Genomic DNA, 25,380 nt, shown 5'->3' with positions numbered 1-25,380 from the left:
TTCGTTGTTATCCCTTCACACCGGTGAGCGTGACGCCTTCGACGAATGCCTTCTGGGCAAAGAAGAAGAGCACGATGACCGGCACCATGGTGAGCAGAGTGGCCGCACTGACGAGGTGCCACTCGACGTGATGCAGCGAGCGGAACGAGGCCAGACCCAGTGAGATGGTCCATGACTCCTGGTTCTCGCTCGTATACAGAAATGGTCCGTAATAGTCGTTCCAGGCGTAGAAGAACTGGAACATCGCCGCCGCGGCGATGCCCGGACGGGCCATCGGCACGATGACGCGCAGCAGCGTACGCCATTCACCTGCGCCATCGACGCGGGCGGCGTCGAGGTATTCGTCGGGGATCGTGACGAGGAACTGGCGCAGCAGGAAGATCGAGAAAGCGTCGCCGAGCAGCATCGGCAGGATGAGCGGCCACAGCGACCCGGTGAGGCCGGCGTTGGCCCACATCATGTAGAGCGGAACGGTCGTGACCTGCGGCGGGAGCATCATCATGCAGATGATCAAAATCATCGTCAGGTTGCGGCCGCGCCACTTCAGCTTGCTCAGCGCGTACGCCGCCGGCACGCTCGACACCACCATGAAAACTGTGGCGAGAATCGCATAGAGGAAGGTGTTGCCGATATAGCGCAGCAGCGGTGCCTTCTGGAATGCCTCGGCATAGTTGCCCGGGTGCCACGTCTGCGGCCAGAAATTCGACGTGAGCGTCTGGTTGCTGGTCATGAAGGACGTGAGGAAGAGGAAGACGATCGGCGCGAGGAACATCACCGCGAGCGCGATGCCGATCGCGTGCCGTGCGACGAAGCCGAGGAAGTTCTGCTTGCGGTTCACCTGCCACCTCCCGTGAATGCCTTGAACCTGCGGAGCAGGATGAGCGTCGCGCCCATCGAGACCACGAAGAGGATCACGGCCATCACGTTGGCCGCGCCGAAGAGGTTGTTGCTGAAACCGATCGAGTAGAGCCGCATCGGATAGGTGAGCGTCGAGTTCTCCGGGTAGCCGAAGGTCCCGGCGATGCCCGACCCCGAGGTGACCTGACCGGACGCGACGCTCCCGGCGACCGCCGCCTGGGTGAAGTAGTTCAGCGTGCCGATGACCCCGGTGATCGTCGCGAAGAGCAGCACCGGCGAGATCGTCGGCAGCGTGACGAACCGGAACTTCTGCCACCGGTTCGCCCCGTCCAGCGATGCGGCCTCGTAGAGGTCCTGCGGTACGTCGAGCAGCGCGGCGACAAAAATGATCATCAGGTCGCCGACGCCCCAGAGGGCGAGCAGCGTCAGCGACGCCTTGGCCCAGTTGGGGTCGTTGAACCAGCCGGGCCCTTCGATCCCCAGCTTCGCCAGCAGCGTGTTGACCGGTCCCGTGCCCGGCTTGAGGAGCAGGACGAAGGCGATCGTCGCGGTCACCGGCGGTGCCAGCGCGGGCAGGTAGAACAGCGTCCGGTAGATGCTGCGCGACCGCTTCATGGCGTTGAGGAGCATCGCCGTGAGCAGGGCGCCGACCATCCGGGCCGGGACCATCAGCACGACGAAGACGAGGGTGTTCTTCGCCGCGATGCGGACGGTCGGGTCGTCGAACAGGACGTACTTCCAGAAGTCCAGCCCGACCCAGACCGGCGGGTTGAACATGTCGAACCGGGTGAACGAGAAGTAGATCGCGGCGATCAGCGGATAGATCAGGAAGATCGCCAGCCCGAGCAGCGCCGGACCGATGAAGGTGAGGGTGACGAGGGAGCGCCGGATGCGACCGGCGCCCCCCTTCAGGACAGCGGATGCCATGGTGGCTAGCCGGCCAACTTGATCATCTTGTCGACCCGGGTGTCCACGTCGGTGAGCCCGGCGGCGAGATCCTTCTTCGATCCGGACTGGTAGGCCTGCAGGAACTCCTGGAGCGTCTCCTGGTAGGCGGGGCCGATCGCGCTCGGCGGGGTGGTGCCCGAGTTCGGGTTGGCGAAGATGTCCAGGAAGATCTTGAAGTTGGGATCCGGCGTGAGCTGCGGCGAGTTCAGCGCGGCGGTCGTGGTCGGCACGTTGCGGATGCCGTTGGAGAGCTCCACGATCGGGTCGGTCTCGGTGGTGAGGAACTTGATCAGCGCCCAGGCCGCCTCGGGGTTCTTCGCCGTCCGCGAGACGCCGATGACGTTGCCGGAGATGTAGCCGGCCCCGGCCCGGCTCGCGTCCAGGACGGGCAGCGGAGCCACCCCGAACTCGACGGTCGGCGCCTGGTCCTTGAGGAACGCCATCCGCCACTCGCCGTCGATCGCCATCGCGACCTGTCCCTTGTGGAAGGCGTTGTCGGCGGACCACTCGTCACCGAGGCTCGCCCGGAACTTCTCCAGCTTGTCGTATCCGTACCAGTCGACCAGCTCTTTCTGCCACTTGAGCAGCTCCTGCCACTTCGGGTCGGAGCCGACGGCCGAGGTCCCGTCCTCGTTGAGCCACTTCGCGCCGACCATCGGTGCCATGTGCGCGGGGGAGTTCTCGTAGAAGCCCCACAGCGGCAGGAAGCCCGCCCGCTCGATGGTGCCGTCGGGCTTGCGCTTGGTGAGCTTCTTGGCGGCGTCGGAGAGCTCGGCGAGCGTCTTGGGCGCCTCCGCGATCCCCGCCTCGGCGAGCAGCTTCTTGTTGACGTAGAAGCCGTAGGCGTCGGCGAGGAACGGCATCGAGCAGCGCTTGCCCCGGAACTCCGTGTAGGACCGGGCCACCGCCGGAATCGCGTTCAGGTCGACGCCGTCGCGCTGGAGGTAGGGGTTCAGGTCCACCCAGGCACCGGCGGCGCAGAACTTGCCGACGATGTCGGTGGAGTAGCTGATCGCGACGTCCGGGCCGGTGCCCGCGCCGATCGCGGTCGTCACCTTGGCGTCGTCCTGACCGCCCTTGACCGTCAGCGTCACCTTCGGATATTTCGCCTTGAACTTCGCGAGCGTCTCGTCGAGCGTCTTCGCCTCACGATCGGTGAAGAAGTGCCAGAGCTCGACCGTACCGGTCGGCTCGACACCAGGCGTCGCGATCGGTGCGGGTGCCGGGGCGGGGGTGCAGGCCGCGGCGGTCATCAGTGCTGCGGTCAGGCCGTAAAGGACGGTCGCCCGCCGATTCAGGGCACGATGCATCGAAGGTTCTCCTCTCAATGGGAACCCGGAAATGGATGTGTTTGATCACGACTCGACCCGGGCCGTCCAACGGGTACGCCGAAGGAGGCGGCCGGTCCAGCCACCGTGAGTTATCTGGGGTTATGTGCCCGTTTCAGGCTCTGTCGGCCGATAGGCGAGTGTCGTCAGTCGACGGGCACGTTGGCGCGCAGCGCGTTGATGAGTCCCTCCCGCACGGCGCGCAGCCCGGCGTCGAGAGCGCCGAGCAGGACGGCGTCATCGGTGATCCCGGTGACGGCGATGGTGATGTCGAGCGGGGTGGTGCTGTGCAGAGCCGCTCGGACACGCTGAGCGAGCTCCTCGCCGCCGGCCTGGGCAACCTCGCCCGCCAGCACGATCAGGGGTGGGTCGAGCACGCCGGCGACGGCGGCCAGCCCGAGGGCGATCCGGGCCGCGACGGCGGTGAGGAAGCTCTCGGCCTGCGGGCCGGGAGAGGCGAGCGCCTGGCTGATGACGGTGCCGGGGGTCGTGGCGACGAAGCCGTGCTTCGCGCCGAGCGCGATCACCGCCGCGCCGCCGATCAGATCCTGCAGGTCGGACCGGGGCGAGTCGGCCGAGGGCAGGCCCACCGGCACATAGCCGATCTCACCCGCGCCGCCCCGGGCGCCGCGCAGCAGCGTGCCGCCGAGGTCGATGGCGAGACCGAGGCCCTCGTCGAACCAGAAGAGGGTGAAGCTGCCCCCGCCGACGGCGACGCCGCGTTCGCGCTCGGCGATCGCGGCGAGGTTGACGTCGTTCTCCACCTCGACGGTGGCACCGAGGCGTTCGGAGATCTGATCGACCAGTCCGGGCCGGGTGAAGCCGGGGACGTCGATGTGATGGATGACACCCGTACCGGGGTCGTAGGAGCCGGGTACGCCGAGCTGCACGTGGCGGACGGCGCTCGCGTCGATCCCGGCCCGTTCGATCACGTGCGCGACGGTCCTGGTGATCGCATCGACGGGATCCAGGCTGGTCAGGTCGATCGAGTCCTCGATCCGGGCGTGCACGGTGCCGGCGAGGTCGACCAGCGCGGCGGTGAGCGACGGCCCGGGGATCTCGGACACCTCGCGTACCGAGACCGCCACGGCATAGCCCGCCGCCGGGTTCGCCGCGTAGATCTCGGCGTTGGGTCCGGGGCCGCCGGAGGTGTGTCCGATGACTTTTGCCAACCCCGCGTCGGTAAGTCTCCGCAGAACGTCTGAGGTGGTCGGTTTGCTCAAGCCGGTAAGCTCGCGGAGATCGCCACGAGTGAGGGTGCCCCGGTCCAGGAGATGGGCCAGGGTGGCGCTTTCGTTCATGGCGCGCAGAAGCTTCGACGATCCGGCAAGTCGGGTCATCCCCTCCGCCTCCTCGCTGTGATCTTGGCGAACTGTTAGGCAAACTGACTAACTAACTCCGGAGGGTAGAGTGCCAGTTCCGCGCCGTCAAGAGGATAAAACGGACACCTGACCACGGCCGCCGACGCTCCGCGCGTCTCTCCTGGACTGTCTTTGCAAGACAGTGCACAGTGGATTATGCGAAATAGTGGACACTGGACCGACAAAGTGGCAGCGTAGAGGCATGGCGGATGCAGGAATCAACGCAACCGCGGCAGCCGTTCTCGGCCTGCTGCACGAGGGTCCCATGACGGGCGGACAGCTGATGGCTGCTGCCGACCGGCGCCTCGGACCCTACTGGTCCATGACTCGGAGTCAGGTTTACCGGGAGCTTCCCGCACTGGCCGATCTGGGCTACGTCAAGATGGGCAAGCCTGGCCCCCGCGCCAGCCAGCCCTACTCGATCACCGCCGCGGGCAAGCGCGCGTTCAGCCGCTGGTTGGGCGAGGAGCCTGGCCGCGACCTGGTGCGCAACCCCACCGCGCTGCGCGTCGCCTTCGGCGCTCAGCACGGCGGCACCCAGCTCAAGGAGCTGATCGCCGGGGCCGGCGACTACCACGCCGAGGCCCTCGCGCTCGCGAAGGAGCAGGTCAAGGAAGCGAAGAAGGAGGGTGACGAATATGGAGCGGCTGCGCTCGAGTTCGCCGTCTCCTATCACAAGGCGGCCCTGAGCTGGCTCAAGACAGCTCCGGCCAAATAGCCTGACGAAGCCGGGCGCCCTGGCCAGCGCCCGCCTTGACCGGTCGACACCCATCCGGGTGCAGGCCTCCTATGGCCACGCCCATCAAGGGCGGCGCCCACGTCGCGGCGTCCCGCCGCTGTCCGGGATTCTGCTGTGCCGACGGCGCAGAGGGTCGCGAACCAGCGGGTCCCGAGGGACGCCGCCAGCCTCACCGGAGGTGGGGCCATAATAGGGCTCGTGACCACTGCGGAATATGCCGACCAGCTCAAGCAGCTCGATGCCACCCTTCGCAACATCGAGGGTGTTCTCGACGTCGACAACCTTCGTCGACTCAAAGCCGAACTGGAAGAGCAGGCGTCCGCGCCGGATCTCTGGGACGATCAGGCGAGGGCTCAGGAGGTCACCTCGCGCCTCGCCTACGCGAGCGGCGAGATCAACAGGCTGGAGAAGCTGCGCGGCCGCCTCGACGACGCGCACATCCTGCTCGAGCTCGCCGAGGCCGAGGGTGACGCCGGCTCGCTGACCGAGGTCGGCTCCGAGATCACGATCTTGCACAAGGCGATCGAGGAGCTCGAGGTCCGCACGCTGCTCTCGGGGGAGTACGACCCTCGCGAGGCCGTGGTGAGCATCCGCGCGGGTGCCGGTGGCGTCGACGCCGCGGACTTCGCCGAGATGCTGCTCCGGATGTACCTGCGATGGGCGGAGCGGCACGGCTACTCGACGGAGGTCTACGAGACCTCCTACGCGGAGGAGGCCGGTCTGAAGTCCGCCACCTTCGCGGTGAAGGCTCCCTACGCCTACGGCACGCTCTCGGTCGAGTCGGGCACGCACCGGCTGGTCCGGATCAGCCCCTTCGACAACCAGGGCCGTCGGCAGACGAGCTTCGCCGGTGTCGAGGTGCTGCCCGTGGTGGAGCAGACCGACCACATCGAGATCCCCGAGAACGACATGCGGGTCGACGTCTACCGGTCCAGCGGTCCGGGCGGGCAGTCGGTCAACACGACCGACTCCGCGGTGCGGCTGACCCACATCCCGACCGGCATCGTCGTCACCTGCCAGAACGAGAAGTCGCAGCTGCAGAACAAGGCGTCGGCGCTGCGGGTGCTCCAGGCCCGGCTGCTCGAACGCAAGCGCCAGGAGGAGCAGGCCAAGCTCGACGGGCTGAAGACGGACTCGTCCGGCTCCTGGGGCGACCAGATGCGCAGCTACGTGCTCCACCCGTACCAGATGGTGAAGGATCTTCGCACCGAGCACGAGACCGGGAACCCCACCGCGGTCTTCGACGGCGACCTCGATCCCTTCATCGAGGCGGGCATCCGGTGGCGTAAGCAGCAACAAATGGCTGCTTAGCGGCTGGTCCCGGCCACCCGGACGAGTAGGGGGACTTGGCGATCGAGTTCGACCGGCTAGACTCTCCCGCGTGATTCGGCTTGAGCATGTGACCAAGACCTACCCCAAGGCGTCCCGCCCGTCGCTGGATGACGTGTCGGTCGCGATCGAGAAGGGCGACTTCGTCTTTTTCATCGGACCGTCCGGCTCGGGAAAGTCCAGCATCATCAAGCTGCTGCTCCACGAGATCGCCCCCAACAAGGGCAAGGTCCTCGTGAACGGCAAGGACGTCGGCTCGATGCGCGGCTGGAAGATCCCCAGCTTCCGTCGATCCATCGGCTGTGTCTTCCAAGACTTCCGGCTGCTGCCTAACCGCACGGCATATGAAAACGTGGCCTTCGCCCTCGAGGTGATCGGCAAGTCCAAGGCGGTCGCCCGCCGAGTCGTGCCCGAGGTCCTCGAGCTCGTCGGCCTCGGCGGCAAGGAGCACCGTTACCCGCACGAGCTCTCGGGTGGTGAGCAGCAGCGGGTGGCGGTGGCGCGCGCCTTCGTCAACCGGCCGCTGATCCTGCTCGCGGACGAGCCGACCGGCAACCTCGACCCCGACACGTCGATCGAGATCATGCGGTTGCTGGACCGGATCAACCGGACCGGCACGACGGTCGTGATGGTGACGCACGACTCCAACATCGTGAACCAGATGCGCCGCCGCGTCGTCGAGATCGAGGGCGGTCGGATCGTGCGTGACCAGACCCGGGGCGTCTACGGCTGATCGTCCCCGCACGCCCGGCGCCCCCGCGCTGATGCGTGCCGACGAGGTGGCCGTCAGAATCCCGCGGAGATCCGGAAGGAAAGAAACCCCCGATGCGCGCGAAGTATGTCCTGTCTGAAGTGTTCGTCGGTCTGTGGCGCAACGTCACGATGACCGTCGCCATGATCATCACCATGGCGGTGTCGCTCACCATGCTTGGCGCGAGCCTGCTCCTCTACAAGCAGGCCGGCGACATGAAGGCGTTCTATTACGAGAAGGTCGAGGTTTCGATCTTCCTCAAGAAGGACATCCCTGACCTGGAGCGGGCCGATCTTGACACCAAGATCAAGAACGATCCCCTCGTCAAGAGCTACTTCTATGAGAGCAAGGAAATCGCCTACCAGCGCTTCCAGGAGCAGTTCCAGGACGTGCCGGACCTGGTGAAGTCGATCGGCCCGGAGTCGCTGCCGAGCTCGTTCCGGTTGACCCTGAAGGACCCGGAGCAGTTCAAGGAGATCCAGGCGACCTACGAGGGTTCGCCGGGCATCGCGACGATCGTCGACCAGAAGGAACTGCTGAAGAAGATCTTCGGCATCCTCGGGTCGATCCAGAACATGGCACTGATCGTGTCGCTGATCCAGGGCATCGCGGCGCTGCTGCTCGTGGCGAACACGATCCAGGTCGCGGCTTACAGCAAGCGCCGAGAAGTGTCGGTGATGAAGCTCGTCGGCGCCTCGAACTGGTTCATCCAGGCACCCTTCGTGCTGGAGGCGGTCTTCGCCGCGGTGCTCGGCGCGCTGATGGCCTTCGGCGTACTCGTCGCGGGCAAGATCTTCCTGATGGACGGGCAGCTCAAGGACCTCAACCAGATCCTGACGCCGCTCAAGTGGAGCAGCGTCTGGCTGATGCTGCCGGTGCTCGCGGGCATCGGTGCCGTGGTCAGCGCCATCACCGGCTGGATCACCCTCCGCTTCTACATCAAGAAGTAGCAGCAGAGCTTCACCGAAGGGCCGCACCCTCCTGTCGAGGATGCGGCCCTTCGGTCTGTGACCTGGGGTTACTTATGTCCGCTATTGCATTCATTGCGGTAGTGTCTTGCTATGCGTCGCTTAATAGCCCTTCTGGCCGCAGTGTCGCTGATCGTCACGGCCCAGCCGACGTGGGCGGGTCCCGAGGATCCCCGGGACGCCTACGAGCGGGTCAAGGAGCAGCTCGCGAAGGCCGGGACCGCGCTGGAGGGCGCCACCGCCCGGGCCGTTCAGGCGCAGGCGCAGTTCCGAGCCGCGAATGCCGCCCTGCCCGCCGCCGAGATCAGGGTCGCCGACGCCCACGGCACGGTGACCGCGGCCCGCGTCCAGGCCGCGACCGCCGACCGGGCCGTCGATGAGGCACGCCGGGAGCTCGCGAGGGCGGACAGCGCCTACGACGCCGCATCCGCCAAGGTGGACGCCGCTCGGGACCGGGTGGGCGACTTCGCCTCGGCGGTCTACCAGGGCAGCGCGCTCGCCGAGCTCAACTCGCTGCTGAGCGCGCGGGGCCCGACCGACGTGGCGAGCCGGCTCGGCTACATGCAGCGCATCGCCGAGACGCAGCGCGAGGCGATCGACAAGACCATCGTGGCCCGGCACGCGGCGAAGGCCGCCAGCAACGAGGCCACGCTCGCCCGGGACCGGTCCGAGAAGGCCCTCGCCGAGGCGGAGAACCGGGTCGCCGAGGCGAAGGCGGCCGAGGCCGAGGTCGTCGCGGCGACCGCCGAGGTGGTCGCGCTCGTGGCGCAGCGCAAGGAGGCCGCGGCCGTCGCGGATCAGGAGCGGGCGGCAACCCTCGCCAGGTACGACACGCTCAAGGCCGAATCCGACCGGGTGGCTGCCGCGCTGCGTGCCTGGGAGGCGAAGCAGAAGCCGAAGCCCAACGCACCGCCCAAGGGACCGGTGATGCAGCCCGGTGCCCGCCTGCTGATGCCGGTGCGGGGTGCCTGGAAGTCCAGCGACTACGGCATGCGCTACGACCCCTATTACCACGTGTGGCAGCTCCACGCCGGCACGGATCTCGCCGCACCCGGCGGTACGCCGATCTATGCCGCGGCCGACGGTGTCGTCAACTACGCCGACTGGATGGGCGGCTACGGCAACTACACCTGCATCCGGCACGGCAGGTCGACCAAGGGCAAGTCGCTGAGCACGTGCTACGGCCACCAGTCGCGCATCCTCGTCGAGACCGGCCAACGCGTACGCCGGGGTCAGCTCATCGGCCGCGTCGGCACGACGGGCGCCTCCACCGGCGATCACCTGCACTTCGAGGTACGCCTCGACGGCGACCCGGTGCAGCCGCTCAACTGGCTGCCCGGCTGCCTCTGCTGATCTCAGTCGCCCTGGTCGGCCCGGATGGGTAGCATTGCTCGGTCAGGCGCGCGCCGGCACATCGAGCCCCGCCGTGCGCCTTGGCTCGGACCGCAGCAGAAGGAGGGTGGCCATGCCACGGGAGAAGGGCCGCAAGGTCGTCTCGTCGAACCGTAAGGCTTATCACGACTACGCCATCCTTGAGACGGTCGAGGCCGGCCTCGTCCTCACCGGCACCGAGGTCAAGTCGCTGCGGATGGGGCGGGCGTCGCTGGTCGACGCGTTCGCCCAGGAGCGCGACGGCGAGATCTACCTGCACGCGATGCACATCCCGGAGTACACACAGGGCACCTGGACCAACCACGAGCCCCGGCGGACCCGCAAGCTGCTGCTCAAGCACGTCGAGATCGTCAAGCTGATCAGCAAGACCCGGGAGTCCGGGCTGACGATGATCCCGGTCGCGCTCTACTTCAAGGACGGCTGGGCCAAGGTCGAGATCGGTCTCGCCAAGGGCAAGAAGGCCTACGACAAGCGGCAGGACCTCGCCACGCGGGACGCCAACCGCGAGATCAACCGGGAACTGGGCCGTCGCAGCAAGGGTATTCGCGAGTAGGGCAAGGGTAGGTATCAGTCGGTCGGCTGACGTCGAGGCTTGTTTCCTGCCGGTATGGTTCGCGTGTCAAACGGACACACAGTCATGCCTGGGAGGTAGTGCGCCGTGGGCCGGCATCGCGCCGAGCTGGAGGACGCCGCGTCGGCGCCCGATCCGGCGAAGGCACCACAGAGGTCTCGGATCTGGGCCAACCCCGTGCCGCTCGCGGCGATCGGACTGATCGTCGCCATCGGCCTCGTCTTCGGCGGTTGGGTTCTGGTGGGCCGCGACAGGGGCAGCCCGATGGTCTATCCCTGGACGACCGGCGCACCGGTGCCGATCGATGTCATGGTGACGGTCCCCCCGACCACGCAGGGCCCGGCCGCACCGTCGCCCTCGGCGAGCCGCCGGTCGTCCCGGCCGGAGGCTTCGAGCTCGCCCTCGGTGTCGCCGACGCCGCAGAGCTCGATGTCGGCCTCGGCGGCGGCATCACCGTCACCCTCGCCGAAGCCGACCGAAGCGGGCTCCACCGGCGCGCTCACGGTCGCCTTCCGGGTGCAGAACGCGTGGAACGGCGCCTTCCAGGGCGAGTTCACCGTGACCAACACCGGCGGGCAGAGCGTCGACACCTGGGTGCTGCGGGCGACCTTCCCGTCCGGCCTCGACATCTACGGACTGTGGGAGGCGCGCAGCTGTGCCGAGCGGGTCACGAACCAGCTCGTCGCCGTCTCGGTCCGCTCGCTGGGCGCCGGTCAAACGATCAAGGTCGGTTTCCTGGCGACCTTCACGAGCGGAAGTGTGCAGCCCAACGTGCTTACGGTCAGTAAAGAACCATCCGGGTGTCCTAACACATAGGGGCCGTAGACAGGACGCGACACGGAAAGAATCTCGCTTATAGTCCGGCCGTGAGTGAGATCAGCCTCGATGTCGACCTGGCCCATCCGCGTGAGCGGGTCTGGCGTTCGCTGACGGACCGCCGCCTCCTCGACGAGTGGTTCATGCAGTCGGACATGGAGCCGCGGGAGGGTGCGACCTTCACCGCCTACCCCGTGGGCGTCGCCGGTTTCACCGGGCCCTTCGAGGTGGATCTGATCGAGGTCGCCGCACCGCGTCGGCTCCACCTGCGCATGCGCGGCGACCAGCTCCACGCCGACATGACCTGGGAGCTGGAGGAGCGGCCCGAGGGGTGCCGTCTCTCGGTGCGACAGACCGGCTTCCTCGGCGTCAACGGCACCCTGCGCAGGCGGGAGCTTCGCCGGACCTACCAGCGGCTCTTCGCCGAGGCCTTGCCGGTGATGCTGGCGCGGATCGCGGCCGGTGAGGTCGACCTGGGCGGTTCGGTGGAGGCCCTGCACACGGGCATGCCCCGCCAGCGCGGCCCGCAGCAGCTCGTCGGCGCCGCGAAGCTGCCGACCCGGCGGCACCTGCCCGATGCCCCGCCCGCAGCGGTGGTGGCCGAGCCGAGCGCTCTGCCGCAGCGGCAGCCGCTTCCCGAGCAGCCCGAGCGGCGCCGGGGGCGGCGCGTGCTCGCCGTGCTGGTCACCGGGCTGATGATCGCGGCACTCGTGGGTTTCCTGTGGGCGACCCGCCCGCGGGCCGGTGACCCGATCGCCGGGATCCCCGAGGTCGACGTGACCCGGGTGCCCGCCGTCGCGCAGCAGCCGGGCGACGAGCCGAGCGCCACCCCCACGCCGTGGGTCTCCGGCGCGGCGGCCGCGCCCGGTGTCAGCGGCTCACCCGCGCCCGGCGTCTCCTCGGGGACGGTCCCGACGACCGGTCCCTCCGGCGGGCCGGTGCCCTCTCCCAGCGTGGAGCCGACCCGGGGGCCGAGCGAGCCGATCGTGCTCACCGCGGGCTACTCGACCGTGACCGAGCACGGGGTGCTCGGCATCGGCTATGTCGCGAAGGTCACCACGACGGTGAAGAACCCCGGCACCGAGGCGCGGGAGGGCTGGCGGGTCGTCATGACCATCCCCGACGGCGCCGAGGTGAGCAACAAGTCGTCGGCACTGGTCAACGTCGCGATCAGCGGCGGAACGGTCACGATCACCCCGAACGCACAGAGCAAGACGATCGCCGCGGGCGGCCAGATCGCGTTCACCTATCACTTCTCGGGCGGCTCGCTGCTCGGTCTGGGTACGGGTTCCGTCAAGACCTGCACCGTCGACGGAAAGACCTGTTCGACGTCGTAGGGGATACCGAGATGACACTGCCTGCGGCGGGCGATACTCTTGGGGAGCCCACGGAAGTCGTGGGTCCCTTCGGGGGTGACAGGTTTCGACCGCGTACGTTGCGGCAGGGGAAGCGAGCCGAGGATAGTCGACGCTGTCTCGTTAATCATCGTCGAAAAATTATAAGCGCCAAGGTTAACACCCGCGCTGACTTCGCTCTCGCCGCCTGAGGCTAGGGCAAGTCATGTCGGCCTAGGAGTGCCTACGTCCTAATCGCCGGCATCAGTTAGTAGGCTGGCCAAAGCGGTCCTGTCGGGGGGCTGCGGCGGCGAGATCAATCCCGGCTGGGCCTGTCATACCGACTTGCTTACGTGATCGGTAGGGCCGAGTAGAGGCACAGTGAGCTGCGCTCGGAGAAGTCCTGTCAAGGCGGCGAGGGACCCGGGTTCGATTCCCGGCACCTCCACCACATGCGGGGCCGGCATCCACGGATGCCGGCCCCGCCGCCGTTCGTGCGGGTGTGCGGTCGCTGTTCGGGGGCGGTCGGGACTGTCCCGGACGGTGTTCTGCCTTGTCGGACAGGTGCGGTGACGGCTCTCCTGGAGTCCGGAAATCGATCCGGACGAAGGAGAACCTCAATGTCCCGAAAGACGTGGCTGCTCGGTGTCGTGGTCACCGCAGCCCTGACCGTGCCCCTGGCGGCCCCCGCCGGCGCCGCACCCGGCAGCCCGGCACCCGCCGGTGCCGCAGCGGCGAGCAGCGCGGTTCAGGTGGCCGGTGGTGCCGACATCGACGCGCTCGTCGCCGCGGCGGTGGCGAAGCCCAAGCGGGCCAACAGTGTCAACCGCCCGATCTACCTGGTGCACGGCTACTCCGTCGACGGCAAGGGCTGGGATTGCGAGGGCTACTGGTGGCGGGCGAAGGCCGGCCTGCGGGCGGGTGGCTGGAAGGGACCGATCATCACGTTCGGCTACTACGCCAACGACCGCAACTGCGATGTCACCTTCAAGGGGACCCGGAACACCAGCATCACCCGGATCGGTGAGGAGCTCGCCAACGCGATCTACAAGCGGGACACGAGGTACGGGCGGTCGGCCGACATCATCGCTCACTCGATGGGCGGACTCGTGGCCCGGGCTGCGCTGACGGGCACCTCCCAGGGGTGGCCCTACTTCCCGAGGACGCTCTACGTCGAGGACGTCGTGACGCTGAGCACCCCGCACGGCGGCGTACCGCTGATCGGCTTCTGCTCCAACAACATCGAGCAGTGCTTCGAGATGCGGCGCAACTCGCCCTTCCTGCGGCAGATGGACTACTACCCGAGCCCGCAGTCGAGCATCGGTACGGACTGGACGCTGATCGGCGCCGACAACGACTACGTGGTCCCGGCCTGGTCGGCGATCGCGATGCGCAACGTCGGCCACATGGTGGTCTTCTACAAGAACAAGGCGATTCCGGTGAACCACCAGTCGATCCACAAGATCACTTCGGGGGTCTTCAAGGTGCGCTACTGGAACTACACCGACAAGAAGTGGCACACCGTCAACAACGGCGCACACCCCGTGCGAACTGCTCAGAATGCCGCCTACTGGTGGTACAGGTGGTAGTTCTCCGCTGATTGATGGCGAAACGGCGTCGGCTCTCGGGCTGACGCCGTTCTTATCTGCCCGGACCGCCATCCGGTACGCCCGAACGGGTGCCAACGTCAAGGTCGCTTCCGCCGTTGAAGCAGTGATTGCCGCACTAGACAAAGGAGTGATGCCCATGGCCCGCCGCGACTACTACAACGACCCGGCTGCGCCACCGGCCAACAGTGTCGTCCCGGCAGCGGCCGCCGCCGTCATGAACGAGCGCGGGGAGCTGCTCCTGATCCACCGCACCGACAACGACCTCTGGGCGCTGCCGGGCGGTGGACTCGACATTGGAGAGTCGATCGCGCAGACGGTCGTCCGGGAGGTACGCGAGGAGACCGGCATCGAGGTCGAGATCACCGGCCTCGTCGGGCTCTACACCAACCCCCGGCACGTGATCGGCTACGACGACGGCGAGGTACGCCAGCAGTTCTCGATCTGTTTCGCGGCCCGGCCGACGGGTGGCGAGCTCACCACGTCACCGGAGTCGAGCGAGGTGGACTGGGTCGACCCGGAGCGCCTGGACGAGCTCGCGATCCATCAGTCGATGCGGCTGCGCATCGACCACGCGTTGGCGGGCATGCCCAGCCCGTACATCGGCTGACAGGTCGGGGCAGGTGGCGCGTCGAGCGCCCAGCGCACCAGGTAGGAGCAGGGCCACGTGACGCCGCAGAGGCAACGATCGGCTCGCCACCAGCGCCGCCGACAGAGCCCGTGAAGGTCCGGCAGATTCATGAATTCAGCGTCGTGGTTGTCACCGGGCATCGACAGGTGCCATCGGAGATGTCCCCTCCCTGTCACCGAGACCTAAGCGTTACCAAGCACTCTGCAACTACACTCCAGGACTTCGCGTGGTCGTGTCGACAGCGACATCCAGGGGAGAAACACATGCGCAGCATCCTTTCGCGGCAGCGGTTCGCCACTGCCGGCGTACTCACCGCGTCTTTGGCCGTGCTCGCAGCTTGCGGGCCGACCGACACCGCGCCCACGACGGCGGACGGCTCGCCCAGCGGACCGGTGACGGTCCCGGGCGTCACCCTCGCGGCGGGCACGGAGCTCGTCAGCAACGGAACGAAGACGGTGCTGATCGGCGGGGTCGAGGTGACGTTCCCCACGACGGTGACCGACGCCTCCTGGTCGCCCGACGGCAGCCGGATCGCCTTTGTGGACGGTGACGGCAACGTCAGCACCGCGAAGCCCGACGGCAGCGCCCTGAAGGTGCTCACCAAGAAGGCCAAGAGCGGTGTGAAGCGGTCCCGGCCGGTCTGGGACGACCAGAACATCGTCTTCGCCGCGCAGGAGGGCAAGAAGTCCCGGCTGATGACGGTGCCGTCGAGCGGTTACACCTCGGTCGCCTTCGAGAGCGACGGCGAGTTCGCGGCCTATGTGGGCTCGGGCGAGGAGGATGACGTCAACTCCGCGCCGAGCGCCAGCGCCACCCCGGTCGGCCGCTACGGCCTGGGTGAGCTCGCCTTCCAGCACCAGGGGGCGAAAGGTCCCGAGGTCTGGGTCGTCGACGGCAACCAGCGGGAGCCCTACAGCAGCAAGCGGGCCGTGGGCTCGGAGCCGGCGCTCTCACCCGACGGCACCGCCGTGGCCTATGTGAACACCGCGGGCCAGATCGCGGTCACCACCAACAAGGGCAAGACCGTGCAGGTCAGCTTCGGTACGGCGAAGCCGACCCACCTGGTCTGGACGCCGGACGGCGCGCGGGTCGCCTACTCCACGGCGACCGGCATCGAGTCCGTCGACGCCAAGGTCCCGGCCGGGACCAAGGCCAACCCGCCGAAGCAGGTCGCGGCGAAGCCCGGCGTCGTGACCTTCCTGGCGCCGCCCCGGGACCGGATCGTCCGGTTCGCCGGCGCCGACGCGATCGAGACCGCGATCGCCGTCTCCCGCCACGCCTACTTCGCACCGCCGAACTTCTGCATGTGCGAGGGCGGGCAGGCGACCGGGGCGCTCCTCGCGGTCTCGACCGACGCCGCCGCTGCCCTCGGTGCGGGCAACGACAACGGACCCGTGCTCTTCACGGGCAAGGACGCGCTCGATCCCCGGACGGCGGCCGAGCTGAAGCGCATCTTCGGCAAGATCACCAATGCCGGCAAGCCCATCGTCCGCATCTTCGGCGGCACCGACCGCATCTCCGCCGCCACGGAGCAGGCGGTTCGCAAGCTCGGCGCCGACACCGAACGGATCCTCGCCACAGACCTCCCCGCCAGCGCGGCTGCGAGGCTCAACGCCACCCAGATCCAGTATGTCGACCAGGTTCTGGTCGTCTCGGCGAAGGACTCCGAACTCGTGGCGGCCGTGCTCGGCACGGGGCAGCAGGTGCTCTACACCGACGGCGCGACGATGCCGCCCGCGACCCGGGAGATCCTGGCCAAGATGCCCGCGAAGGCGAAGGTCTACGCCGTCGGCGCCGACGCGAAGGCCGCGATCGAATCGTCCTGGCCGGGCAAGCCGAAGCTCAACGTCACCGCCCTCGCGGGTGCGAACGCCTCCGCCTCCTCCGCCCTGCTGGCGAAGTCGTTCGGCGGCGCGCCCTTCCGGATCGTCGTGCTCAAGCCCGGCTCGCCGGTGGATGCCCTCATCTCGCTCACCCTCGACTCGACGGTGCTGGTCCTCGGTGCCGACGGCCGGCTCGACCCGGTCGCCGAGCAGTGGCTGGCCGAGTCGGCCCCGGCGATCGACGTCACCGCGGTCATCGCCTCGGCCGAGTCGGTCGGTGCTGCTGAGATCGGCGCTCTCGGGACCCTGATGTCGGGCCCGCTGGGTGCCTTGAGCAGCGTCAACCCGGCGTACGGCAAGTGATGTCGGTTGGTCCCCACCCCATGGGTGGGGACCAACCGCGCCCGGCGGTGTCTACTAGATTCACGATGATGCGAGTCTCCGAGATCCCGATGCCCGCCGCGGTCGCCGCGCGTCCGCGCGACGAGCGCGGCTACCCGGTGCTCGCGATCACCCCCTGGGAGGACGACCAGCCCAGGTTCGCCGCCACCGGCACCGCGCGCACCTATCTCTGCGCGGTGGAGCGGCGCTGCTCCGTCTGCGGTACGCCGATGGCCGAGGGCCCGGTGTGGCGGGTCGTCAGCGGTGCCGAGGCCGATGCGATCGCCGACGCGATCGATGCCGGGGTCGCCTACCGCAACGCCGCCGCCACCGTCGAGGCACCCGGGCACCGGGCCTGCATGCTCTACGCCGCCGTCGTCTGCCCCTACCTCGCCCGCCCCACGGCTCGACGAGGGCAGGACACGGTCGCCGCCGACCTCGTGGCGGCCAAGGGCGACAAGCGCGGCCTCGGCGGTGCCGTCGTCGCCTTCGACGAGCTGGAGTACCGCTTCACCGACGTGATGCTCTTCCGCTTCGCCGGGCTGCGCGAATTCCGCCGACACGACCTCGGTGCGGAGCAGCTCGCCGAGCTCGTCGCCGCGGTCGAGGCCGAGACACCGACCGATGCCGTGGCCCCCGCGTACCTCCTCGCCGACGAGGACGCCGCCGAGCGCCGGTTCGAGGCGTACCGGCGCGGGGAGCTGTGATGGTAGGGCTGGCCCTACCGGAAGATGCCAGCGCGCGGGATCGAATCCGAGCGCCGCGATCCATAGCGTCGATGTCATGAGAAACCAGCTCCGCCAGGCCGGTGCCGACAGCGTTTACCTCCTCGTCGGCTTCCCCACCGGGATCATCTCGTTCGTCCTGATGGTGACGGGGCTCTCCCTGGGCCTCGGCACCCTCGTGATCTTCGTCGGCGTCTTCGTCCTCGCCGTCACGCTCCTCACCGCCCGCGTCCTCGCCGACGTCGAGCGGCGGATGCTGCCGGAGGTGCTGGGGCGCCCGATCGCCCGTCCCCGCTACGCACCCGCACCCGCCGGTGCGAGCGCGCTGCGCCGGGCGGTGAACCCCCTCACCAACGGCCAGTCGTGGCTCGACCTGCTGCACGGCATCCTGATCTTCCCCTTCGCCATCCTCGGCTTCGTCGTCACCGTCGTCTGGTGGTCGGTCACGGTCGCAGGGCTGCTCTGGCCCCTCTACGGCTGGATCCTGGACCGCATCCCCGGCAACAACGACAACCTGCCCGAACTCCTCGGCTTCGGCGACAGCGTCGAAGCGGCGAGCGTCTTCTACTTCGCCATCGGGCTCGCCTTCGCCGCCGCGCTGCCCTTCGTGCTCCGCTTCGTCGCGCTGCTCAAGGCCGGGCTCTCCCGGGCGCTGCTCACCGGCATGGGCGAGCTGCACGAGCGCATCGACGATCTCGCCGAGGGCCGGGCCGCCGCCGTCTCCGCCGAGGCCAACGCGCTGCGCCGGCTCGAGCGCGACATCCACGACGGGCCGCAGCAGCGCCTGGTGCACCTGGCGATGGAGCTGTCGCGGGCACAGCGGCAGGTGGCGAAGGATCCGGCAGCCGCCGAGGAGACGCTCGCCGCCGCCATCGAGCAGACGCGGGAGACGCTGGACGAGCTGCGTACGCTCTCGCGGGGCATCGCGCCGCCGATCCTCACCGACCGCGGTCTCGGCCCGGCCCTCACCGCTCTCGCCGGACGCTGCACCATCCCGGTCGAGCTCGTCATCGGCACCACCGAGCGCTTCCCCGCCGCGGTGGAGAACACCGCCTACTTCGTGGTCGCCGAGTCGCTCACCAACGTCGCCAAGCACAGCCAGGCGCAGACCTGCACGATCTCGCTGACCCGTAACGGCGACATGCTCACGCTCACCATCGCCGACGACGGTGTCGGCGGTGCCCATGTCGCCAAGGGCCACGGCCTCGCCGGGCTCGCCGACCGGCTGCGGGCGGTCGACGGGCAGCTCATCGTGCGGTCCGCGGTCGGCGGGCCCACCGTCATCGGAGCGGAGATCCCTTGCGCGTAGTCGTCGCCGACGATGCGGTCCTCATCCGGACCGGCCTCGTGCGGCTCCTGGAGGAGTTCGGGTGCGAGGTCGTCGCGGCTGTGGGGGATGGTGACGGCCTGATCCAGGCCGTCACCTTTCTGCGGCCGGACGTCTCGATCGTGGATGTGCGGATGCCGCCGTCGTTCACCGACGAGGGGTTGCGGGCCGCCGTCGAGCTGCGTCGCCTGGTGCCGGGGGCGCCGGTGCTGATCCTGTCGCAGTACGTCGAGGTGTCGTACGCGGACGACCTGCTGGCGGATGCCCGGGGCGGGGTGGGGTACCTGCTGAAGGATCGGGTCATCGATGTCGATGAGTTCTTTACCGGACTGCGGACGGTGGCGGCCGGGGGGACGGTATTCGATCCGCAGGTGGTTTCGCAGCTGATGGTCCGGCGCCGTCGGGACGATCCGCTGGCCGTGCTGACCCCTCGGGAACGGGAGGTGTTGGGGTTGATGGCTGCCGGGCGGTCCAATCCGGCCATCGCTCGCTCGCTCGTGGTCAGTGACGGGGCGGTGGAGAAGCACGTGCGGAGCATCTTCTCCAAGCTGGGGCTGCATGCCGAGGACGATTCCCAGCATCGGCGGGTGCTGGCTGTCCTGACCTACCTGCGGTCGTAGGTCTCGGGCCGCTCCGCTCCGCGCCGGGCTGGGCTGGGCTGGGCTGGGCAAGATCGGCGCAACTCTTGAAGAGTTGGTGTTATTGCTGGGGTTCGGGTGGGGTGTCGGGGTGGGCTGACATACTCGGCGGCATGGTGGCGGACCTGGTTGTGTGGCACGAGACGGTGCGGGTCGGGCATGAGGAGGCGGCTGAGAAGGCCGCCGGTTTCATGGCCAAGCGGGCCGCCGGGGGTGCGGCGGCGGATTCCGTGCCGGCCTTCATGGAGGAGCTGACGCGGAATTTCCCGGGCGTGGGCGTCAAGGGGGATCGCAAGTCGTTCGTGCTGGTGACGTTGGGGGACGCGCCGGTCGCGAAGGTGGTGCCGGTCGTCCGCTATCTGGCGGCGAAGCATCGGCTGGCCTGTTTCGACGTGCGGCTGCGGGCCGTGGTGAACCCGCCGTTGCTGCGGCGGATCGACGCACCTGAGCTGACCTCGGCGGGGGACCTGCCGATCGAGGATCCGTCGGCGGACCACATCGAGCGGGCCGTGCGGGAGCTGGACGGGGACTTCTGGTTCGTGATCCTGGATTTCGACGACGATCACTATGTGCAGGGTGGGTTGGGTGAGCGTGCCGGCGCGGCACCCGGGGCCTACATGCTGGAGGTTCGCGACGGCGACGAGCACCTGCAGACCGAGGTGGCCGACGCCGACGCGGTGATCTCGGCGTTCCGGGAGCACGCGGCGGGGGAGACCGCCTGGCGGGAGCGCTTCAGCTGGCGGCCGGTCGCCGTTGGGTGAGCCGGTTCGCCTCCCACTCGATGTGGTGGTTGAAGAGCCAGGACATCTTCTGCATCTCGCGGGGTGAGTCCGCCGAGCGCAGGATCAACGGCAGGACCAGATCGCGGAGGGCACGACCGATCAGGCCCTGCTTCTTGGTGTTGTTCATGCTGGACCCCCACGTGACGACCCGTTCGACCCGGTCCCGGCGCTGCTGCTCGTAACCGGCGAGGGCTGCGGCGACGGTCGGAGCGTCGCGGAGGCACTGGGCCAGCACGACGGCGTCCTCGGCGGCGAGGGAGCAGCCCTGTCCGCTGGCGGGGGAGACCGCGTGAGCGGCGTCTCCGATGATCACCATCGACGAGTTGTGCCAGGTGGCGACCCGGGGCAGGTCATATTGATTGGTGAGGCGGAAGTCGTCGGTCGTGGCGCGGACGATCGCGGCGCCGGGAGTGGAATCCTCGGCGAGCAGGTCGAGGAGCAGGGCGCGAAGTTCCGCCTGCGATTGCGTACGCAACTCGGCACGGTCGCGCTCCTGCCGCCGGGGCGGGTTGGCGAACCACCACACCTCGCCGTCCGGGCTGACGGTGTAGCCGAAGAAGCACTCCCGCCCCCAGATCATCGAGTACTCACCGGGGGTGGCATCGATGTCGGGCACGCGGGCGAAGCCGCCGGTGTTGCCGAGGCCCGTGTAGCGCGGGTCGGGGGCTCCGGGATCGATGATCTTCCGAGTGGCGGAATGGACGCCGTCGGCACCGATCAGCAGGTCGCCGGTGGCGCTGGTGCCGTCGGCGAAGTGGGCGGTGACACCGCCGCCGGGCAGCTCCTCGGCGCGGACGAGGCGCTTGCCGTGCTCGATCGGGATGCCCCGGGCGGCTGCCTCGCGGTAGAGCCCGTGATAGAGGTCGGAGCGCCGGATCGTGTGTGTGACGGTGCCGTCGGTGAGCTTCGGGCCGAGGGGGATGCTGCCCAGCCGTCGGCCCCTGCCGTTGCTGAAGTCGATCCGCTCGCTCGGGAAGCCCGCCGAGGTGACGATGTGGTGCGCGTCGATCGCCCGCAGCGCGTCCAGCCCGTTGACCGCGACCGTGAGGAAGACGCCGTGGCCGAGTCCGGCGCTCTCGGCGTACGCCTCGAAGATGACCGGCTCCCACCCCGCCTTCTGCAGCGCCATCGCGGCGACCGAGCCGGCCACCCCCGCCCCCATGACCAGTGCTCGCATGACAACCTCCAGATTTATTTCGTTCGGACGAACTAAATATATTCGAGGCTGCTGCGATCGGCAAGCGGATTGCTACTGTCGCGGTGTGACATCGAGGCGGGAAGAGCTGCTGGGACGGCTGCACGTCGCGGGGCGCGAGATCAGTGCCGCTGCGGTGATGTTCCACACCGCCCTCGCGGACCTGAAGGGGATGAGTGCCACCGAGGAGAAGGCGGTCGACCTCATCGACCGCTTCGGCCCGCTCACCGCGCGGCAGCTCGCCGAGCGTTCCGGGCTCGCGCCCGCCTCGGTCACCGGCCTGATCGACCGGCTCGAGCGCAAGGGATTCGCCCGGCGGGTCCCCAACCCCGACGACGGCCGCAGCGTGCTGGTCGAGCTCGTCGCCGGGCGCACGGCCGAGCTCGCCCCGCTCTTCGACGATTGGGTACGCGAACTCCACGAGCTCACCGAGCGCTACACCGATGACGAGCTGGCGGCGATCGTCGACTTCCTCGGCGAGTCCGCCACCCGCCAGCGCCGGGCCACCGAACGCCTCACCGCCCCGTAGCCCCGGCACGTTTTGCAGCAAAGCGTGGCATCGCTTCGCGATTTGGCCACGCTTTGCCGCAAAACGTGCCGGGGTGGACAGGGGGGCCGCTGGCGAGGACCATCGGAGGAACCCCCAGCGACCGGGGAGGTGCCCATGACAATGTCCGTGGAGCTGCCTAGCGCGACGACCGGGTTGGCCCGTTCGCTCTCGCAGACAGCAGGTCGACCGGGCTGGGTCCGCGATGTCGCGGCACAGCTCGCCGATGTGAGAACAGCCCTCCTCGACCACATCAGGGTCACCGAGGGACCAACCGGGCGTTACGCCCAACTGCTGCGTGATGCGCCTCGGCTCGCGCCGGGGATCCACGAACTCGTCACCGAGCACGCCGAACTCATCGCCGCGCTCGACGACGCCCGGCCGGACGACGACCCGCAACGGCTGCACGAAGCCGTGACCGGGCTCGTGGACCGCCTGGGCCGGCACCGCCAGCACGGGGCGGATCTGATCTACGAGGCGTACAGCATCGACGTCGGAGGGGAAACCTGAGCGGGCTCCGATGCGTCGGACCGCCATGCGAAGACTCCTTCCCCTCGTCATGGCAGTCCTTCTCCTCTCCGCCTGCGCCGTCGAGAACGGCGACGCGGGCGAGCCCGTCCCGCCCGGCGACTTCGCCGCCCGCGCCGACGCCGTCGCCGGTGCCTGGCGCGGGTCGGCCGCCGCCACGGCCTGGAAGACCGGGTTCATCCCGCTCAGCGAGCTGACCCTGGCACCGGAGGCCGGCTTCGGCGCGGGCAACGCGAAGGCCGCCTTCATGGACGGTCAATTCCGCACGGCGATCAAGCTGCCGACGGCGACCGCCAAGGGCGCGGTGACCTTCCCGGACGGCTCGACACTGCCGGTGACGGTGGTGAGCGCCGAGGCGGCGTACCAGCAGATCGATCGTGGTGAACCGAGCTGCGAGACGTGCGGGCTCACCGTGACCGCCGTGCGGCCGGGCACCGCGAAGCTGCGGACCAGCCGGGGCATCGCAACCGTGCCCACCTGGGTCTTCACCGTGAAGGAGGACCCGGGCCTGATCGCGCGCGTGGCGGTCGACCCCGGCGCCGTCACGCCCGTGCCCGAGGTGCCGCTCGGGCCGGGCGGGATGCCCGGCGGCCTCGCCACCGCGCAGGACCTGATCAAGACCACCGACACGGCGATCGACTTCAACCTGGGTGTCGGCGCCTGCGACTCCGAGATCACCCCCAGGGTTCAGGAGTACGACGACCTCATCGTCCTCGGCGGCACCGTCCGGACCAGCGGGGAAGTGTGCATCGCCATCCTGAAGCTCCACCCGGCCAGCGTCGCGCTCACCAAGCCGATCGGAGCTCGACCCATCGTCGAGGTCGCCTCAGGCCGCGCTCTCTGGGTGACCGGCTAGCCACGCCGCGAGTTCGCGGGCGCACGCGTCCACCGTCGTGGGCCAGCTTGCGCCCGCGCCCTCGCCCGCGTCGTCACTCACATGCTTGATCATGCGTACGGGCACCCCGTGCGCCGCCGCCGCGGAGGCGACCGCGTAGCCCTCCATGTCGACCAGGTCGGCCTGCTCGGCCAGGGCATCCTTCAGCACCGGATCCGAGACGAAGACATCACCGGTCGCCAGCACCAGACCGGGTCCGACCAGTTCGAGAGGGGTGCCGAAGAGGTGTCCGGTCACGGCGAGCAGCGCCGCCGAGTTGAAGTCGTGCTGGATGACCTTGCTCACCTCGAAGGTGCCGGTCAGACCCGCGCGGAGCGCTCCCGCCGTACCCAGATTGATGATCTCCTTGGGGCGTGGACCCGAGGCCAGGAGGCTCGCGACGGCCGTCGCCGCCTCGACCTTGCCGACCCCCGTCAGGAGGATCGGCAGATCCGTCCGCAGGTGGGCGGCTTCCTCGGGCAACGCGACGACGATCAGCGGCCGATCAGCACGGACCGCCCCGGTGAGCAGCATGGCGGCAGTGTAGGTGATCCCTGTTTCCCGGTTCGCCACGCCGTAACGATTACGCCCGGATTGGAGGAGTGTCGAATTTTTGCTCAAAGGCCGCGTGCACTGGGACTTATCGGCAGCGGGTCTGGACCGATATGGTGCGAGACATGACCTCGGGAGTCGAACGCATGGAGCTGACCGGACAGCTCTTGGTGGCCACGCCGGCCCTGCGCGACCCCAATTTCGACCGCAGCGTCGTTCTGGTCCTCGGGCACGAGCAGTCGGGCGCCCTCGGCGTCGTGCTCAACCGGGCCACCGGGACCGCTGTCGGCGAGGTGCTGCCCGGCTGGGACGCGCTGGCTCGCGAGCCGGCCGTGCTGTTCGAGGGCGGGCCTGTGCAGCCGGACTCGGCGATCTGCGTCGCCCGGGCTCGGCAGGGGGTGGCGGGGTTCCTCGGATTCAGCCGGGTGGTGGGGCAGATCGGTACGGTGGATCTCTCCAAGGACCCGGCTGCGCTGACGGAGCGGCTGGAGACCGTGCGGGTCTTCGCCGGCTATGCCGGGTGGACCGCCGGGCAGTTGGAGGGCGAGATCGAGGCGGGGTCGTGGCACGTCTGCCAGTCGCTGCCGTCCGACGCCTTCGCCGTGCGTCCCGAGGAGCTGTGGCAGATGGTGTGGCGTCGGCAGGGCGGGCTGCTCGCGGCGGTGGCGCACTATCCGGCCGACCCGGCGATGAACTGAGGAACCCAGTTTGGGCCCCGGTGGGGGGCGGTGTAATATTCTGCGAGTGCCCGGGCGACCGGGTGCGCGGGGACGTGGCGCAGCTGGTAGCGCACCACACTGGCAGTGTGGGGGTCAGGGGTTCGAATCCCCTCGTCTCCACCCCGTAGAAATACAGATAACGCCCTGGTCGGACTCGTGCGAGTCGACCGGGGCGTTTCTGTCTCTCAGCGCCGCGCCTGGCACTACGCAAGATCGTGCTTATTCGCGGAAGTAGTCCCTTCGGGGCGTGCCGTTAGGGCTTGCTTCCGGGAAGCTGCGCGATCTTGCGCGCTTAGGCCACGCTGATTCGCCAGCGGCTGCCCAGGGCGTAACCGGTGATGCCGTCGTCCGGCAGCCGCCGGTCGTCGATCTGCTCGGTGCGCTCGTAGTCCCAGCCGCTCCTGGCGGCCTGCGGCTCGTCGGAGTCGATCATTACATGCGTGACAGGGATGCCGAGGGTCGCGGCGATCCTCCTCAGGACATCACCTGAGACTGGCACCTCATCGGGGAACCGAAGCGTCGTCACGATGCACCTCCCGTTATCGGCTCCTTTAATACATACCCCGCCGACGCCACTTTCAGCGACGAATTTAAGGCTGACGATCTATCAGCTATGCGCCACGAGCGGGCGGTGATCACGTCGGATTCCCCGACTC

26 protein-coding genes, 1 tRNA gene and 1 other RNA gene are annotated in these 25,380 nt (G+C 68.6%); 21 read left to right on the top strand and 7 right to left on the bottom strand.

The genetic code is table 11. The annotated features are described in order from the left end of the window. Positions 1–7 precede the first annotated feature (7 nt). From F4553_RS17800 to F4553_RS17785, 4 genes are all read right to left on the bottom strand, one after another. Positions 8–838: a carbohydrate ABC transporter permease gene (locus tag F4553_RS17800; RefSeq protein WP_312875250.1), complete on the bottom strand. Its 831-nt coding sequence runs from the start codon at positions 836–838 to the stop codon at positions 8–10. Next, positions 835–1,785, bottom strand: coding sequence for a carbohydrate ABC transporter permease (locus tag F4553_RS17795; protein WP_184837457.1), 951 nt, complete (start codon positions 1,783–1,785; stop codon positions 835–837). Before F4553_RS17795 ends, F4553_RS17800 begins: the two co-directional genes overlap by 4 nt. 5 nt (positions 1,786–1,790) lie before the next feature. Beyond that, positions 1,791–3,116: an ABC transporter substrate-binding protein gene (locus F4553_RS17790; RefSeq protein WP_246466390.1), complete on the bottom strand. Its 1,326-nt coding sequence runs from the start codon at positions 3,114–3,116 to the stop codon at positions 1,791–1,793. Positions 3,117–3,280: 164 nt separating this feature from the next. Further along, the gene (locus F4553_RS17785; protein ID WP_246467146.1) at positions 3,281–4,435 is read right to left on the bottom strand and encodes an ROK family transcriptional regulator; all 1,155 of its coding nucleotides are present in this window, start codon (positions 4,433–4,435) and stop codon (positions 3,281–3,283) included. Between the two features lie 262 nt (positions 4,436–4,697). Between F4553_RS17785 and F4553_RS17780 the strand changes: the two genes are divergently transcribed. The 16 genes from F4553_RS17780 (at position 4,698) to F4553_RS17705 (ending at position 20,288) form a co-directional block, all read left to right on the top strand. Then, a complete protein-coding gene (locus F4553_RS17780; protein WP_184837454.1) occupies positions 4,698–5,213 on the top strand; it encodes a PadR family transcriptional regulator in 516 nt (171 codons plus the stop codon). A gap of 219 nt (positions 5,214–5,432) precedes the next feature. Further along, positions 5,433–6,545: a peptide chain release factor 2 gene (prfB, locus tag F4553_RS17775; protein WP_184837452.1), complete on the top strand. Its 1,113-nt coding sequence runs from the start codon at positions 5,433–5,435 to the stop codon at positions 6,543–6,545. Between the two features lie 70 nt (positions 6,546–6,615). After that, entirely contained in the window at positions 6,616–7,296 is a 681-nt protein-coding gene (gene ftsE / locus F4553_RS17770; RefSeq protein WP_184837450.1) for a cell division ATP-binding protein FtsE, read from the top strand. 92 nt (positions 7,297–7,388) lie between these two features. Next, positions 7,389–8,264, top strand: a complete 876-nt coding sequence (gene ftsX / locus F4553_RS17765; protein ID WP_184837448.1) for a permease-like cell division protein FtsX — start codon at positions 7,389–7,391, stop codon at positions 8,262–8,264. A gap of 111 nt (positions 8,265–8,375) precedes the next feature. Continuing rightward, on the top strand, positions 8,376–9,635 hold the full coding sequence (locus F4553_RS17760; RefSeq protein ID WP_184837446.1) for a M23 family metallopeptidase: 1,260 nt from the start codon (positions 8,376–8,378) through the stop codon (positions 9,633–9,635). A 112-nt stretch (positions 9,636–9,747) separates the two neighbouring features. Next, a complete protein-coding gene (gene smpB / locus F4553_RS17755) occupies positions 9,748–10,227 on the top strand; it encodes an SsrA-binding protein SmpB (protein ID WP_184837444.1) in 480 nt (159 codons plus the stop codon). A 105-nt stretch (positions 10,228–10,332) separates the two neighbouring features. Then, the gene (locus F4553_RS42460; RefSeq protein WP_184837442.1) at positions 10,333–11,061 is read left to right on the top strand and encodes a cellulose binding domain-containing protein; all 729 of its coding nucleotides are present in this window, start codon (positions 10,333–10,335) and stop codon (positions 11,059–11,061) included. A 50-nt stretch (positions 11,062–11,111) separates the two neighbouring features. Beyond that, on the top strand, positions 11,112–12,398 hold the full coding sequence (locus F4553_RS17745) for an SRPBCC domain-containing protein (protein WP_184837440.1): 1,287 nt from the start codon (positions 11,112–11,114) through the stop codon (positions 12,396–12,398). 71 nt (positions 12,399–12,469) lie between these two features. After that, positions 12,470–12,846: a transfer-messenger RNA gene (gene ssrA, locus F4553_RS17740) on the top strand. Positions 12,847–13,015: 169 nt separating this feature from the next. Then, complete coding sequence (locus tag F4553_RS17735; protein WP_184837438.1) at positions 13,016–13,984, top strand: esterase/lipase family protein; 969 nt, start codon at positions 13,016–13,018, stop codon at positions 13,982–13,984. A 157-nt stretch (positions 13,985–14,141) separates the two neighbouring features. Further along, positions 14,142–14,612: an NUDIX hydrolase gene (locus tag F4553_RS17730; protein WP_184837436.1), complete on the top strand. Its 471-nt coding sequence runs from the start codon at positions 14,142–14,144 to the stop codon at positions 14,610–14,612. Positions 14,613–14,896: 284 nt separating this feature from the next. Next, the gene (locus F4553_RS17725) at positions 14,897–16,819 is read left to right on the top strand and encodes a cell wall-binding repeat-containing protein (RefSeq protein ID WP_184837434.1); all 1,923 of its coding nucleotides are present in this window, start codon (positions 14,897–14,899) and stop codon (positions 16,817–16,819) included. 68 nt (positions 16,820–16,887) lie between these two features. Continuing rightward, complete coding sequence (locus tag F4553_RS17720) at positions 16,888–17,544, top strand: hypothetical protein (protein ID WP_184837432.1); 657 nt, start codon at positions 16,888–16,890, stop codon at positions 17,542–17,544. Between the two features lie 76 nt (positions 17,545–17,620). Beyond that, on the top strand, positions 17,621–18,871 hold the full coding sequence (locus F4553_RS17715) for a sensor histidine kinase (RefSeq protein ID WP_184837430.1): 1,251 nt from the start codon (positions 17,621–17,623) through the stop codon (positions 18,869–18,871). Further along, positions 18,862–19,509 (top strand): response regulator transcription factor, encoded by a 648-nt coding sequence (locus F4553_RS17710; RefSeq protein ID WP_184837428.1) that lies wholly within the window; start codon positions 18,862–18,864, stop codon positions 19,507–19,509. Before F4553_RS17715 ends, F4553_RS17710 begins: the two co-directional genes overlap by 10 nt. A 131-nt stretch (positions 19,510–19,640) precedes the next feature. Then, a complete protein-coding gene (locus F4553_RS17705; RefSeq protein WP_184837426.1) occupies positions 19,641–20,288 on the top strand; it encodes a hypothetical protein in 648 nt (215 codons plus the stop codon). On the opposite strand, the gene F4553_RS17700 is transcribed toward F4553_RS17705, so the two are convergent. Continuing rightward, positions 20,260–21,486, bottom strand: a complete 1,227-nt coding sequence (locus F4553_RS17700; RefSeq protein ID WP_184837424.1) for an FAD-dependent oxidoreductase — start codon at positions 21,484–21,486, stop codon at positions 20,260–20,262. The genes F4553_RS17705 and F4553_RS17700 overlap by 29 nt on opposite strands. Before the next feature lie 85 nt (positions 21,487–21,571). On the opposite strand from F4553_RS17700, the gene F4553_RS17695 reads away from it, so the two are divergent. The 3 genes from F4553_RS17695 to F4553_RS17685 all read left to right on the top strand — a co-directional run bounded on the left by F4553_RS17695 (position 21,572) and on the right by F4553_RS17685 (position 23,435). Beyond that, entirely contained in the window at positions 21,572–22,033 is a 462-nt protein-coding gene (locus tag F4553_RS17695; RefSeq protein ID WP_221469936.1) for a MarR family winged helix-turn-helix transcriptional regulator, read from the top strand. A 135-nt stretch (positions 22,034–22,168) separates the two neighbouring features. Next, positions 22,169–22,561 (top strand): hypothetical protein, encoded by a 393-nt coding sequence (locus F4553_RS17690; protein ID WP_184837420.1) that lies wholly within the window; start codon positions 22,169–22,171, stop codon positions 22,559–22,561. Positions 22,562–22,610: 49 nt separating this feature from the next. After that, on the top strand, positions 22,611–23,435 hold the full coding sequence (locus F4553_RS17685; RefSeq protein WP_184837418.1) for a hypothetical protein: 825 nt from the start codon (positions 22,611–22,613) through the stop codon (positions 23,433–23,435). On the opposite strand, the gene F4553_RS17680 is transcribed toward F4553_RS17685, so the two are convergent. Beyond that, the gene (locus tag F4553_RS17680; protein ID WP_184837416.1) at positions 23,406–23,987 is read right to left on the bottom strand and encodes a nucleosidase; all 582 of its coding nucleotides are present in this window, start codon (positions 23,985–23,987) and stop codon (positions 23,406–23,408) included. The genes F4553_RS17685 and F4553_RS17680 overlap by 30 nt on opposite strands. Before the next feature lie 143 nt (positions 23,988–24,130). Between F4553_RS17680 and F4553_RS17675 the strand changes: the two genes are divergently transcribed. Both F4553_RS17675 and F4553_RS17670 read left to right on the top strand, forming a co-directional pair. Continuing rightward, on the top strand, positions 24,131–24,703 hold the full coding sequence (locus tag F4553_RS17675) for a YqgE/AlgH family protein (RefSeq protein WP_246466388.1): 573 nt from the start codon (positions 24,131–24,133) through the stop codon (positions 24,701–24,703). A gap of 68 nt (positions 24,704–24,771) precedes the next feature. Further along, positions 24,772–24,844: transfer RNA gene (locus tag F4553_RS17670), tRNA-Ala, on the top strand. 172 nt (positions 24,845–25,016) lie between these two features. Here the strand turns inward: F4553_RS17670 and F4553_RS17665 are convergent. Further along, the gene (locus F4553_RS17665) at positions 25,017–25,250 is read right to left on the bottom strand and encodes a hypothetical protein (protein WP_184837414.1); all 234 of its coding nucleotides are present in this window, start codon (positions 25,248–25,250) and stop codon (positions 25,017–25,019) included. Positions 25,251–25,380: the final 130 nt, after the last annotated feature.

The sequence above is a fragment of the Allocatelliglobosispora scoriae genome, from assembly GCF_014204945.1.
In the GTDB taxonomy this organism is placed as follows: Bacteria; Actinomycetota; Actinomycetes; order Mycobacteriales; family Micromonosporaceae; genus Allocatelliglobosispora; species Allocatelliglobosispora scoriae.
This window is presented reverse-complemented; position numbering and strand designations above follow the sequence as displayed.